The 12,755-nt window shown below is 40.1% G+C and carries 14 protein-coding genes and 1 pseudogene; 8 read left to right on the forward strand and 7 right to left on the reverse strand.

Annotated features, from left to right (window positions below):
* Positions 1 to 10: 10 nt before the first annotated feature.
* Positions 11 to 463 carry a DUF4446 family protein gene (locus tag IPH70_03855; GenBank protein ID QQR63615.1) on the reverse strand — a complete coding sequence of 151 codons (453 nt, stop codon included), beginning with the start codon at positions 461 to 463 and terminating at the stop codon, positions 11 to 13.
* A 55-nt stretch (positions 464 to 518) separates the two neighbouring features.
* Here IPH70_03855 and IPH70_03860 point away from each other — a divergent pair, with 55 nt between their 5' ends.
* Complete coding sequence (locus tag IPH70_03860) at positions 519 to 749, forward strand: hypothetical protein (GenBank protein ID QQR63616.1); 231 nt, start codon at positions 519 to 521, stop codon at positions 747 to 749.
* Positions 750 to 914: 165 nt separating this feature from the next.
* Here IPH70_03860 and IPH70_03865 read toward each other — a convergent pair whose 3' ends face one another.
* Complete coding sequence (locus IPH70_03865) at positions 915 to 1,460, reverse strand: hypothetical protein (protein QQR63617.1); 546 nt, start codon at positions 1,458 to 1,460, stop codon at positions 915 to 917.
* Positions 1,438 to 1,917, reverse strand: coding sequence for an adenylyltransferase/cytidyltransferase family protein (locus IPH70_03870; GenBank protein QQR63618.1), 480 nt, complete (start codon positions 1,915 to 1,917; stop codon positions 1,438 to 1,440). Before IPH70_03870 ends, IPH70_03865 begins: the two co-directional genes overlap by 23 nt.
* Before the next feature lie 22 nt (positions 1,918 to 1,939).
* Here IPH70_03870 and IPH70_03875 point away from each other — a divergent pair, with 22 nt between their 5' ends.
* The 5 genes from IPH70_03875 (at position 1,940) to IPH70_03895 (ending at position 8,561) form a co-directional block, all read left to right on the forward strand.
* Positions 1,940 to 4,147 (forward strand): DUF4012 domain-containing protein, encoded by a 2,208-nt coding sequence (locus IPH70_03875; protein ID QQR63619.1) that lies wholly within the window; start codon positions 1,940 to 1,942, stop codon positions 4,145 to 4,147.
* A 1-nt stretch (position 4,148) separates the two neighbouring features.
* Complete coding sequence (locus IPH70_03880) at positions 4,149 to 4,883, forward strand: 50S ribosomal protein L25 (GenBank protein QQR63620.1); 735 nt, start codon at positions 4,149 to 4,151, stop codon at positions 4,881 to 4,883.
* A gap of 81 nt (positions 4,884 to 4,964) precedes the next feature.
* Positions 4,965 to 6,140, forward strand: a complete 1,176-nt coding sequence (gene nusA / locus IPH70_03885; protein QQR63621.1) for a transcription termination factor NusA — start codon at positions 4,965 to 4,967, stop codon at positions 6,138 to 6,140.
* Between the two features lie 35 nt (positions 6,141 to 6,175).
* Positions 6,176 to 7,621 (forward strand): GTP-binding protein, encoded by a 1,446-nt coding sequence (locus tag IPH70_03890; protein QQR63622.1) that lies wholly within the window; start codon positions 6,176 to 6,178, stop codon positions 7,619 to 7,621.
* 1 nt (position 7,622) lies between these two features.
* Positions 7,623 to 8,561: a hypothetical protein gene (locus IPH70_03895; GenBank protein QQR63623.1), complete on the forward strand. Its 939-nt coding sequence runs from the start codon at positions 7,623 to 7,625 to the stop codon at positions 8,559 to 8,561.
* On the opposite strand, the gene IPH70_03900 is transcribed toward IPH70_03895, so the two are convergent.
* The 4 genes and pseudogenes from IPH70_03900 to IPH70_03915 all read right to left on the reverse strand — a co-directional run bounded on the left by IPH70_03900 (position 8,558) and on the right by IPH70_03915 (position 11,626).
* On the reverse strand, positions 8,558 to 8,884 hold the full coding sequence (locus IPH70_03900; protein ID QQR63624.1) for a hypothetical protein: 327 nt from the start codon (positions 8,882 to 8,884) through the stop codon (positions 8,558 to 8,560). The two genes, IPH70_03895 and IPH70_03900, sit on opposite strands and share 4 nt — an antisense overlap.
* A gap of 15 nt (positions 8,885 to 8,899) precedes the next feature.
* Positions 8,900 to 9,535: pseudogene (locus tag IPH70_03905) on the reverse strand (nucleoside hydrolase).
* Complete coding sequence (locus tag IPH70_03910) at positions 9,489 to 9,770, reverse strand: hypothetical protein (protein QQR63625.1); 282 nt, start codon at positions 9,768 to 9,770, stop codon at positions 9,489 to 9,491. Before IPH70_03910 ends, IPH70_03905 begins: the two are co-directional and overlap by 47 nt.
* Entirely contained in the window at positions 9,767 to 11,626 is a 1,860-nt protein-coding gene (locus IPH70_03915) for an HAD hydrolase family protein (protein QQR63626.1), read from the reverse strand. The genes IPH70_03910 and IPH70_03915 overlap by 4 nt, the downstream gene beginning before the upstream one ends.
* Before the next feature lie 188 nt (positions 11,627 to 11,814).
* On the opposite strand from IPH70_03915, the gene rmuC (IPH70_03920) reads away from it, so the two are divergent.
* Both rmuC (IPH70_03920) and rmuC (IPH70_03925) read left to right on the forward strand, forming a co-directional pair.
* Positions 11,815 to 12,267, forward strand: coding sequence for a DNA recombination protein RmuC (gene rmuC, locus IPH70_03920; GenBank protein ID QQR63627.1), 453 nt, complete (start codon positions 11,815 to 11,817; stop codon positions 12,265 to 12,267).
* Positions 12,254 to 12,748, forward strand: a complete 495-nt coding sequence (rmuC, locus tag IPH70_03925; protein QQR63628.1) for a DNA recombination protein RmuC — start codon at positions 12,254 to 12,256, stop codon at positions 12,746 to 12,748. The genes rmuC (IPH70_03920) and rmuC (IPH70_03925) overlap by 14 nt, the downstream gene beginning before the upstream one ends.
* Positions 12,749 to 12,755 lie beyond the last annotated feature (7 nt).

Here is a 12,755-nt window from a genome sequence, read left to right on the forward strand (position 1 = left end):
TATATACGACTTATTTGAAACTTTGTTCAATAGCATGTTCTTCTTCTGGTGTTAACGGATATTCCTTACCCTTTCCAAGATGAACATGCTTGCTGTAGACCCGAACTCCTTCATGAGTATATACGAAATTAATAACAACTCCACTGTTATGTCTATCTAAGAGCGATAAAACAAAACTTTGATCAGCGCCATTGGGTTTACCAAAAGGATTAAACCGAGTAATTCCAACTTTTTGCATGTGCGTGGATACATCCTTGTCCAGTTTTATCAGTGAGTCTTTGAGTAGTTTAGAATCGGTCATAAGAGACTCGTCGTGGGCAAGAAGTCGTTCAAGAACTTCGTCGATATGGTGATTTTTCGTGTCCTTAACAAGATGCTGATAGTGCTTTTTTGTCTTATATACAACTATAGTGAGTGTGGTGAGCCAACCAAAAAGAAGAGCGATTACGATATAAAAGAACATTGATTTACATTCTAAACACTTTACAAAATACTGTCAATATGTTAAAACCTTGTACATGCCGCAACGCACAAAAGAGCAGAAAATTCGTACCAAGCTCAAAAAAAATCGTATAAAAACATCCTATCAGGACGGTCCATCCCAAGAAGATGTCATTCTACACGCATACTTTCGAAAGGATATTACAAAAAGTCTTATAATAATTCTAGCCATAATTGCGCTTGAATTCGTTCTTTATTATGGTACGATGAATAATCATCCTAGCCTCATATTGAAGCTAGGAAAATGAATAAAGGAGGTGAAACTATAATATGACATCATCAATGTATTGCGTTAAGTGTAGAGCAAAGCGGGACTGTGAAGATCCTGAAAAAGTTACACTAAAAAACGGAAAACCAGCCCTCAAAGGTAAGTGTCCAGTTTGTGCAACAGGAATGTTCAAAATTGGAGCTGCTTAACTTTTAGAATAAAGAGCAAACTCCTTTATGATTTCATAACGAAGTTTGTTATTCTCAATAACGCTGTTTAACAGCGTTATTTGAGTTATGCCAATCTCGAACTCCATTTTGTAACTTGCGCACTTCTTTTTTATCAGTAAATACTGTTGTTTTGAAGGTATTTTGTAACGCGCAACCGGAAGGTGTGGGAAGAAAATCAGATTGTCCTCTATTTTAAATGACTGCTTGAGCTGCTTAACTAAACGCTCCATAGGCTTACTTGTCTGGAATCCGACATAAAAGGTAATGTTGTTTCTCATCATCATATGAAGTAGCTCCGAGTAAAGGGTAAAGGCCGGCATATCAAAAACACCTCGTTCTATCATCTCGCACAAGGGGTCGATCTTTGACTCTTCAACCTTACCGAAGTTAAAAAGTTCTATAGTATATTCCTCTGAGGGGAGCCATTGAAACACCTTGTACTCATCGTTCAAAGGACTGAGCTGTTCAAGGATAGCTTTCTTAGTTACATCTGGAATCTTAATCGCTAGTGATAGTTGCATGTTTATGAATGAGTGTGGATGAAATGTTTGGAATTAACGGAACTACCTTAATCTTCGCACCTATCTCATTTGCGTGCTTGGTTTTATTTTCTAGCTGAGAGTCGCCATCGGTTAATGACATCACTGATGGTCGAACCTTCTGAACCATCTCAAAATACTGTTGAAAGCTCGTAAGTAAGGGAAGTATAACAACTAAGTCCACACATTCCAACTCAGCAAGTAACATCGCCCTCTTTTGTATATCGTGATATGGTTCATGATGTTTAAATTTACGGATAAATTCATCCGGTTCAAGTGCCACTATCAGGCTGTCGCCAAATGCCTTGGATTTTTTAAGGAAGTCTAGATGGCCAAAATGGAAAATATCAAAACATCCTCCAACAAGAACTCTGTTTTTCATACCATCAATTAATGACAGAGAGAGATCGCTAAGCGAGATAATTTTGGAGTTATTCATCGCTTCATTATACAATAAAGATATGTTGCGTCATGTTTCTGAAATTGTACGATCGGACGAACGTATTCTTATTGTCGGTAAGAAAGTTCCACAACTTATGAGCTTGTTAAGCGCTCGGCTCGAACAGTATGACGTTGCCATTCAGAAAGCTGATGCACTACCACCGTCCTACACCCGCTTCCAACGAATTTTTTTCCTTGCTTCAAAGCCGCCCTCGGATCTTTACATTCCATCTGCAATTAAAGTCATTGTTGTCCTCATTAAACCGCACGGTAAGGTCATTTCAATTCCTCCTACGAAAAAAAATATGAAGTTTATACTCATCTCTTCAGAGAATATCACCGATGACGAACTCACTCAGCTATTATGGTTTTCCGTTTCAATGAGCTCTGAGACTACTCTTGATCTTCGAACTAAAAGACTCAGACTAAGAGAACACAGTGCTGTCAAATCTAAAACATCCAGCATCTTTCTGCGCCGACGAGTTTCAAGAGCCTTTATGCTGATTTTTATGGCTGTATGTTTCGGATACTTAGTTCCGCTTGTTCCGTCGACGCTCATGCATATTTCTATGCTTGATGCCTCGTTAAAAAATAACTATGTACAAGTGGCGCAACTTAGACCTATGAGTAGTTTTCTGACAAATGCCTCTGCAATCCTTTTTATTCCGGCACGTCCACTTTATTCCTTGTTTTCAGTTTCACTTTTCCCCGAGTCATTCATTCAGCTAAATACCCATATCGAAAACTATCTAGAAGCAACTAGGAATCTTGCTCAAGCCGAACAAAGACTGCTACAGTCCTTCAATGCCTCTTCTTCCTCAAGTTTTCCAAACTATAAGCAAATCCTAGCTCAAATTGATAAGGCAAACAATCAGACACATGACTATTTGGAGCGAATTATAACTAACCTCCCCAACCATCCTTCATTAGAATCACTTCACACAGGTTTAAAAAATAAAGAGCTCGTCTCGGATAAGATAACAAAGGCTCTTCCCATCGCGACCTCCTTTACCAATAGTCCAGCCAACCAAATACTTATGCTTCTTGTTGTCAACAACGCAAGAGTACGCGGTTCAGGGGGCGTTATTGACAGTGTAGGTATTATAAAAATCCGCGACCATCGCATAATATCGTCACAGTTCTTCTCTGCAAAACAACTTGAGCCGAAAGACTTCAATCTGGAAACAGTAGCTCCAATTTTAGTCTCATATACTCCGGGAGAAATAAATATGCTAAATGATGCAACAACCTCTGTAGACCTGTACGATGCCCAGAATAAAATCGTAGAAAACATCTCGTCGATCTTACAAGGTGAAAGACCAACAACAACGCTTCTTATTACCACAACTGCTCTCCAAAATATCCTATCCGTTTTTCCCGCCTTGCAACTTAATGACAATCGAGAGATCATCACGTCAGAAAATATTTCTATCAAACAGCAGCTCTATGGATCCGATCCTATTTTTTTCCCTGCAGTACTGGATAGAATATCCCAAACTCTTGGTACGGTTGATCCCAGTGCTTTTCTTTCAGCAATCATAACCTCACTAAACGAGAAGCAACTCGCGATACTTTCGAGACAACCTGATATTCAAAAAATGCTTGATGGGTTGTACTGGTCAGGAAAAACTATCGCGCCAAAATGTATATCATCTTCCAACTGTATAAACGACTATCTTTTCTCTGTTGATCAAGACTTATCATCCCGGAAAGGACCGGCATATATTCAAAAATCGGAGTCTAAATCGGTTAGATTCATCAACTCGACGACCCTCGAAAGCACAGTTCGTATATTATGGAAAAATGAGTCGCCACTATCTGCAACTCAGGGAGGAAACTATCAAATTTACACGCAGTTACTCTTACCACAAACGAGTAAAGTGACTCAAATAACCAAAAATAATGTTTTGGTCGAGGAGGTCGACACTTTAACAGGTCAGTACAACATTCTAGGACTTTACCTTGAGGTTTCACCTCGGCAAGCAACCGAACTTTCGATTACATATACTATGCCTGCAAGACTCAGGGATAGTACCAACTACCAGTTAATAACACAGAAGCAAATCGGTAGTTTCACAAGTAATTTTTCCTTTGATTTAATAGTCCCAGAGACCTATGAGCTAAACTCAAAAAACATAGACGCGGTTGTAAACAGTCAAAGAATTTCATATAATGACATCTTGAACACCGACAAACTTTTCTTTGTAGTGCTCAAAAAGAAAGATTAATATGAAAACCGACAAAATTCAAAAACTTCATCTTGCCGTCACTCCAAGAGAACAGTTTGGGAAAAATCTCAAAAAAATGAGACATCAGGGTTTTGTTCCTGCAAATGTTTTCGGACCAGGATTTAAGTCAGTCTCAATTTCAACACAGGTCAAAGACTTTTCTAAAGCCTATAAAACCGCTCACGAAACAGGAGTCGTTTATCTGGACCTAAACAAAGACGAGATTCCAACATTAATCGGCCAGGTTCAACGCCACCCAGTATCCAACGCAATAATCCATGTCGATTTTAGAAAAATCGATCTTAAACAAAAGATAGAGACAACCGTGCCAGTCAAAACAGTTAACGACTCACCGGCAATTGCTCAGGGTGGAGTACTCTTGACCCAGTCTGACCATGTTTTAATCGAAGCCCTTCCTGAAGAAATCCCACAGGAAATCGAGATCGATCTTTCAAAATTATTGGAGATTGGTGCAGAGGTTCGCGTAAAGGATCTTCCAGCTTCATCTGGATATGTCATTAAAGAAGACCCAGAAAAGATACTTCTCTCAATTATTGCTCATAAGGAAGAGAGCGTAACTCCAGAAACAACCGTCGCAACACCTGAGGTTCTCACAGAGAAAGAGGGAGATTTAGCCGCAGAAGGTACAGCGACAGAGGGAGCGGCTCCAGTAGAGGACAAGAAAGCAGCGGAACTTAAAGAAAAAACCTCAGAGAAAAAAGAAAAAACTTCATAACCTGAACTTTCCTACAACTTCTTACCGTAATTACCTTCAAAACCGATGGCTAAACGTACATCTCTATGATACAATTTAGCTATGAGTATCATAAAGAGTGAGTTTGCATTGGCTCTAAACCAAGTAGCAACCGAACGCGGAATTTCAGCCGATGAAGTAGTTCAATCTATAGAAACGGCAATTCTTGCAGCCTATAAAAAAGAGATGCATGAAGCTCCACTTCTTGAGGGTGAGAATGATGGAATCAGTGTAAAAGTAAATCGAGATACAGGAGAAGCTCATCTTTATAAGGAAGAGAAGGACATTACTCCCTCTGGATTTGGACGTATAGCCGCACAAACTGCTAAGCAAGTAATTCTTCAGAAAATCAGAGAAGTTGAGAAAAAAACCGTTGTTTCTCATTATAGAGGACAGGTTGGAACACTCGTTAAAGGAAGAGTCATTCGTTATGACGGATATAATGCTTTTGTTGACATCGGTAGAGTCGAGGCTGTTCTACCTAAAGAGGACCAGATCAGAAATGAGACGTACAATGTAAATAACCAACTCATCTTCCTCCTTAAGGAAATTGGAGAGGATAAATTCGGAAACTCAAGAATTATAGTATCGAGGACCGCACCACAATTGATCTCAGAGCTATTTAAAAAAGAGGTTCCTGAAATTGCAAACAACACCGTTGAAATAAAAAACGTTGTTCGTGAACCAGGAGAACGAGCGAAGATAGCCGTATACAGTTCACAGGGCGGTGTTGATCCAGTAGGAGCCTGCGTTGGTCAGAAAGGTGTACGTGTACAGACCGTAACAAATGAGCTGGGAGGCGCCGAGAAAATCGACATCATTCAGTGGAACAGTGATGAGTCGGTCTATCTAGCTTCTGCGCTTTCACCTGCTCAAATCCAGAAAATTGAGATCGTAGATAAAAAAGCTCGAGTCACCGTCGAGGAATCACAGGCACCTTTAGCGATTGGTAAAGGTGGAGTAAATGTTAATCTTGCCTCTAAACTTACAGGATTTGAGATCGACATTGAACAGATCAAGTCAGATAAACCAGCTGAGGCAACTCCCATTGAAGCAGAAACAAAGTCAGTGGAAGCTGCTCAAGTTGAACCTGAGACAACTCAGTCCGTAACTGAAGACATAGTCGCTACCACCGAGGCACCAGCTGAAAAAGTAGTCGAAGAAACTCCAGCAGAAACAACTCCCGAAACGCCTGTTGAAGCTACTACAGATACACAAACTACATCAGACGCAAAGTAATTTTTAGTTTTTAGTTCTTAGTTATTAGTTAAACAATGACACAACCCCGCTCACCTATCGTTGCGATTCTCGGCCATGTCGATCATGGTAAAACTACTTTATTGGACTTCATTCGTAAAACTAGCCTCACAGAAAAAGAACATGGAGGAATTACTCAAAGTATTGGAGCTTATGAAATATCTACCGGACTCAAAGGTTACTCGACGGACAAAATCACCTTTATCGATACTCCTGGCCACGAAGCCTTTACTAAACTGCGCGCAAGAGGAGCAACGGTGGCAGACGTTGCCTTGCTCATCATAGATGCAAAAGACTCTCTTAAACCCCAGACTATCGAGTCTATCTCACATATAAAAGCCGCAAACATTCCTTACATTGTCGTACTAAATAAAATAGACTTGCCTGAAGCACGACCCGACAAAGTCAAAAACGATCTTCTGAAATACGAGGTAATGGTAGAAGGTAAAGGTGGCTCGGTACCACTTGCAGAGATTTCTGCAAAGACAGGAAAAGGAGTCCCTGAGCTTCTGGAATCCATCCTTCTCTTAGCATCAGATCAACAGCTAACCTTTGATATCGATACAGATCCAGAGGCATATATAATCGAAACAAAAAAAGACAGACGTGGTTCAATTATTAGCGCGATAATTAAAAATGGCGTGCTTAAAAAAGGACTCACTATCTATGCAGACAGCAAAAAAGCCGTCATTCGCTCCCTCACAAACGACAAAGGCCAACAGGTAGAGACGGTACAACCATCTACTCCTTTCGAACTTCTTGGTTTCAGTGAGCTACCCGAGGTTGGTTCCGTCATCTCTACAAAAGATCTCATAGCTCATGCAAAAGCAGCTCCGTTTGAAAAAAGATCCATTAAGATGGAAGATCTGTTTGTAAAGGAAGAAGGTCGTAAGCTCTCAGTAGTTTTAAAAACAGACAACCAAGGCTCTCTTGAGGCAATCAAGCAATCTGTAGCCGAAAATAAGAATCTCGTATTGGTCTTAGCCGCAATTGGTGATATCACAAAGTCCGACATCTTTTTAGCCAAGGCTACCAAGTCGATTTTGATTGGGTTCAACATTAAGCCATCAAATGAAGTAAAGGATCTGTCGAAACAGGAAAAAATTACCATTAAACTCTATAATATTATCTACGAGCTGCTTGAAGAGCTTCACGAAGTTGCGGACCTTATTAAGGAAAAGGAAGAGATCGAAAAAAGTATAAAGGGTGAGGCTAAGGTGCTCGCATCCTTCGTTATTGAGAGTGAAAAGGTCTTCGGTGTACGAATAAATAAGGGTAAAGCTAATATGGGAGATACTGTTATGCTCTATCGAGATAATAAGCCTGTAGCAAAGACCATTTTGAGCTCACTTCGTATTCATGCAAAGACTGTTGAGGAGGTAAAGAAGGATCAAGAAGCTGGAATGCTGTTTGACCCAGCCATTGACATAAGGGTGGGAGATGTGATAAAATTCATCCTATAATATGAATCCTACCCGCTCTCAACTAGAGAAGGTTATTGAGACACTTCAGAATTACAACTCAGGAGTTATCTGTCTTGGTGAGAATCCAAGTATTGACTCTGTTGCCGCTGCTACATCACTCTATTTAGGACTTACTCAGCTTGGAAAAAATGTTTCTATTGCTTCGTCTACCGCCATTGAGTCAGAGATTGTAGGCACAGAAAAGATTCAGTCAGAACTTACAACCTCAGGAGACAATCTAGTCATCTCTTTCCCCTACACAGAAGGATCGATAGATAAGGTTGATTATTTTATTCAGAACGATAAATTCAATGTAGTTGTTACTCCACGACCAGGAACACCTGCGCTCGACAGCAAAGTCGTAAACTTCAGCACTGCTGGTGGCACAGTTGAGTTTATTATTGTAATTGGAGTCTCGTCTTTAAGATCGCTTGGAGTACTTTATACAGAAAATCTGGAGCTTTTCAAACAGACAAAAATAATTAATATAGATAGAAGTCTAACCAATGCATACTTTGGAACAGCAAATTTTGTGAATAGAAATGTCTCGTCCTTATCAGAGCTTGCTCTAACCATTCTTAATACGATGAATGTGGAGATTGATAAAGAAATAGCCACAAATTTGTATGCAGGAGTACTTGATGCAACTAAGACGTTCTCAACCCCTTCAACAAACGCTTCTACATTTGAGACAAGTGCATCATTATTAAAGGCAGGAGCTAAGAAGCCAGGACAACATACACAGATGGATCAAACTCAGTCACTTCAGGTGAATCAAAAGAAATCATTTGAAAGACAGGGCGCAAAGCCAATCAAATCTGTAGAACGTGCGCCAATGATAGGATCTATCGAGGGTGATGACTCAATCTCAGAGGATGAGGAAGACGACACATGGCTAAAGCCAAAGATCTTTAAGCCCGGCACCTCCGAACTCGGTTAACGCACAATACTTCCTGCAGGAATATCCTTATCTGGGTGCAGTAGCACTGCTTTTTCCCCATCATCAGCAGCCAACATCATGCCTTGACTCTCCAGACCTCGCATCATTCTTGGCTCGAGATTTAGAAGCAATGGCACTTCCATGCCAACAAGAGACTCAAGATCAGTATAAAATTCCGCAATACCCGCTAGAATTTGTCGCTCCTCTCCATTTCCGATATCGAAGATAAACTTTAGAAGTTTGTCGGCATTCTCAACCTTCTCTACAGACTTCACCTTCCCAATCTTTATCTCCAGTTTTTTAAAATCATCAATAGATATCATAATTATGTAATTATACTATGACAAAAAAATAATCTTAAATATTTGATCGGCAATTTCCGCTGGGCTTATTAGGTCTAGCGCAATTTGGCATTTGGGATTATCTCTTGAAAAGATTGTTCTACCTCTTTGCTCACCGTCTACAATCACCTCGATACCTGATGTCATCCACTTTGCTTTCTCAGGAAAAAACTCTAAATATACAGCTAGCGGATCATGCAGGTTGAAGCTTTTTTCTCTCTCATGATTATATTTCTCAAACCAAGCCAACAAAAGTTCCTTTATCCATTTGTTAATCTTACCTTTCTCTGGAATGCTCTTAATTTTTTTTAAATTCCAAAATACCTTTCTTGAAACGTCTAATGGAACAACCCTTACCTTAGCTCCTTTGCAGTTATTAAAAAATTCTACTGCCGAGTCCGTATCGAAGGCTATGTTAGTCTCAGAATACTTGGTTTCATTTCCCTCAATATTAAATGCTCCACCCATAATGGTGAAGTTTTCTGGTTTTTGCTCTTTAAGCAGTTTAAGTGTGTCCATCATTGGCGACAAGGAAATAACATTGTTATTTTTTGAAACTTCATTATTGCTCCTGACCGAATCTGTACTAACGGTTGGATGAACTCCCCATACGCCGTCTGGACCATGGAAGTAATCTGGCCAAGGTCTCTACTATTCCGCTTAGTGGAAGTGCCGAACCATGGACAAACTGCCAGTCGTTGGCAACATAAGATATGAACTCTTTTGCATTACGTGCAGTTATTGTTTCGGCTGCATTTCCAAAACTTGAGACTAAGCAGTTTTTGGACTCGGATCTAAGTTTGTACAACAATACAAGCGCTACTAGATCGTCAATGCCCGGATCGGAAATTACTGTAAAGTTTTTCATTTTATGCTTTTTATAATATCAACGACTCCGCTAACTAAAGGCTTATCAGATATGTAAGCCGTCTTTTCAACGATCTCCTCAGTGATTCTTGAGTCAGCAACAAAAGCACATTGTACTCCTGAGGTTGGCACTACCCAATCAGACACGCTATTACCGATCATTATTATGTTATGACCATGGGCGGATAAAGTATTTAATGTCATCCCCTTGTTATCCCTAAAGTTACTTCCGGGATGAATGGCAAAATAATTATTCTCTGAAGATACGTCTACACTGTAATCGGCGTTATTGGCAAATGATACTCCTAAATCTTTGACAAATTCTGGAGGCCCAAACACGATGACCGATGTTTCTCTATTAGCTCCAAAACTCCAGTAAGGTGAATTTTGATCCACTATACCTCCTCCATACTCTGGCGCAATGCTGTCATCTATTCGCTCGTAGCTGTGGTCTTCAGCAATCTTTAATATTTTGATTTTAATTTCTTCTATTGACTTTAGTATTCTCAATATAAGGCTCTCGCCATTGTTAAATACCAGATTGCCATTCTCGGCGATAATCGGACCACTAATACCTAACTTTGCAGCAAACTCCTGAAGCTGAGGCAGCGGAGAATCTGAACACAGACCAACAGAAAATCCCTTCTCTTCAGCCAGTAGGAGCGCTTTCTTCAGCGACAGCAATTCCTCGTCTGATATAAACCCATCAATAGAACCCTCAGGAATTAGGGTTCCATTCACATCTATAAAGATTATATTTTTAGGTAGCTCTAGATGAGCAAGTTCTTCTTGAAACTCTCCTAGTGACTCCGTTAGATCCGCTATCTTGTCTAAATTATCCATCGACCACACAACAACGCTCTCCATTGTGGTGTTTGAATCAAAGCCATACATCTCACTCATTAAAACCACAAAATTTGGATCCATGTTCTTCAACAATATTGGCTTCCCAATTCTTTCTCCAGCACTGATGTAAAACTCCAAGCTTGCCTGAAGTACCTTCATCGCAAACTCCTTTTCCATTTCCTGAGGTATGCCCGCTCTTGCAGTGGTGCTAACAAATGGAAGGATGTATGGAGCTCTAGCAAAATTACCATTTGGAAGTTTAATTACCAAACCACTAGCGCCAAGCAAATAATCTCTGGGATCGCCAAGATCAACTTTATCGAAAATATCGGTTCCATCAGACGTTGAGTAGGCAACAACCGAGTCTACAAAAACCCCCATCTCAGACAAGATGCTAGACCCACCCACCTGAATACCTGCGACTAATTTTTTTACATCCACTCCGTGTCCTCTTAGTTCGGATAATGATGCAACTACGCTTCCACCGCTAAAAATATCGTCCTCTGCAACCGCAACAGCAGTACCAGCTAGCAAATGCGATATATTCTGAGCCTGCTTAGATAACGAATCAGTTCCCGGTCTTGAAACCTGACCAAAATCTTTTCGTCCTCCCAGATAAAATCCTCTGGACACTCCCAGCTCAAAAACTCCACTATTCATTAATGGATCTAAGCTAACGGTAGGAAGGTTTCCAATCTTCTCCCTAACGGACATGTCTAGCGTATCTGGATTGTAAAGATGAAGCTCCATTTTGCCTTTTGGCGAATAACCCCACTGTAAAACATCGGCAAGCTTACTAAAGTAGGTGTCGTACTCTTCCATAAGGATATGCTTGGTCTTTTCCTCATCAAGGCCATACTCAGTTGCAAATCTTCTCGCAACTGGTGACATCGCGAAGTTTCCATCTTTTCTCATGACGTACACAAAATCCACGTCACTTCCCACCTCCACGTTTCCGTTTTGAGGCCATTTAATTTCTTGCCTTGGTTTGTATTTTATATTTTCTTTCATAAAAAAAACCTCCCGATGGGGAGGTTGGATTTTTGCTTGCTCTTAATTTTTTATATATTGCTTACAAAAACACCACCCTCCGCTGAGAGGCTATGCGTACAACGACGAAATGTGGTATTTGTGAGTTCCATAAAATCTATAATACCACAGAAAGACAGAAACTCAACGAGAAACTGTATAATAATTATGTGGAACTGCTTCAAATTGCCATTTTATTAATCTGTATTTTTGCAATATTTTTATTCATTGTAAAACAATGGTTCGATAGACTTGAGCAAAAATCAGGACTCTCAGATGAGGTTGTATCATGGCTCAAAAGCTCGACAGTTAACTTTAATGCGCGTCTTGATAAGTCGGCCTACGTAATAGCGGATCTTCAAAAAAGCATTGGTGAGTTTTCTGAAATTGGTAGATCGATGAAGGATCTTCAGGACTTTCTTCAGTCGCCGAAACTTAGAGGTAACATAGGCGAACAGATCCTCAAAGATTTGCTAGCTCAGCACTTCCCCACCGACTCATTTTCACTGCAGTACGCCTTCAAAAGTGGTGAAAAGGTCGACGCAATAATTCGCACTAGTAGCGGACTTATTCCAATTGATGCAAAGTTCCCCTTGAGAATTTTAGAAAATGTTGAAAGGTAAAATGAGCAGGAAAAAGTTCTTTTCAAAAGATTTTGTTAGAGATGTTAAAAAACACATTCAGGATATCTCACGAAAATATATCGTTACGCACGAAGGAACCAGCGACTACGCACTGATGTATATACCATCCGAGAATGTCTACTATGAAATAATCAACGACTCAGATCTATACGACTTTGCAGGGTCCTTAAGAGTTCTCCCCGTCTCTCCAATGAGTTTCTATGCATATATGAAGGCCATTCTTATGTCTTACGAGGGACAGAAGATTCAGTCTCAAGCTAAGGAAATTCTCTCGATTCTTCAGTCGATGAAAAAGGACTATGAAAAGGTGGATGAATCTATGGGGATTCTAAACAAACACCTCACCAATGCATACAATCAACTTTTTAATGTATCCAAGAACGTCATGGGATTGGGTCAAAAAATCTCCTCAACTAATTTGATCTCGACCAAATCAAAACCAGAAAAGCTGATAGAATAACGCGATG

It is taken from the genome of Candidatus Roizmanbacteria bacterium (genome assembly GCA_016699265.1).
In the GTDB taxonomy this organism is placed as follows: Bacteria; Patescibacteriota; Microgenomatia; order UBA1406; family GWC2-37-13; genus CAZLQR01.

Coding starts and splice junctions, on each gene's coding strand:
- IPH70_03900 (QQR63624.1), bottom strand. CDS start 8,884: ATGATATCTATTGATGATTTTAAAAAACTGGAGATAAAGATTGGGAAG.
- IPH70_03860 (QQR63616.1), top strand. CDS start 519: ATGCCGCAACGCACAAAAGAGCAGAAAATTCGTACCAAGCTCAAAAAA.
- IPH70_03880 (QQR63620.1), top strand. CDS start 4,149: ATGAAAACCGACAAAATTCAAAAACTTCATCTTGCCGTCACTCCAAGA.
- IPH70_03915 (QQR63626.1), bottom strand. CDS start 11,626: ATGAAAGAAAATATAAAATACAAACCAAGGCAAGAAATTAAATGGCCT.
- IPH70_03895 (QQR63623.1), top strand. CDS start 7,623: ATGAATCCTACCCGCTCTCAACTAGAGAAGGTTATTGAGACACTTCAG.
- rmuC (QQR63628.1), top strand. CDS start 12,254: ATGTTGAAAGGTAAAATGAGCAGGAAAAAGTTCTTTTCAAAAGATTTT.
- IPH70_03890 (QQR63622.1), top strand. CDS start 6,176: ATGACACAACCCCGCTCACCTATCGTTGCGATTCTCGGCCATGTCGAT.
- IPH70_03855 (QQR63615.1), bottom strand. CDS start 463: ATGTTCTTTTATATCGTAATCGCTCTTCTTTTTGGTTGGCTCACCACA.
- nusA (QQR63621.1), top strand. CDS start 4,965: ATGAGTATCATAAAGAGTGAGTTTGCATTGGCTCTAAACCAAGTAGCA.
- IPH70_03910 (QQR63625.1), bottom strand. CDS start 9,770: ATGAAAAACTTTACAGTAATTTCCGATCCGGGCATTGACGATCTAGTA.
- IPH70_03870 (QQR63618.1), bottom strand. CDS start 1,917: ATGAATAACTCCAAAATTATCTCGCTTAGCGATCTCTCTCTGTCATTA.
- IPH70_03865 (QQR63617.1), bottom strand. CDS start 1,460: ATGCAACTATCACTAGCGATTAAGATTCCAGATGTAACTAAGAAAGCT.
- IPH70_03875 (QQR63619.1), top strand. CDS start 1,940: ATGTTGCGTCATGTTTCTGAAATTGTACGATCGGACGAACGTATTCTT.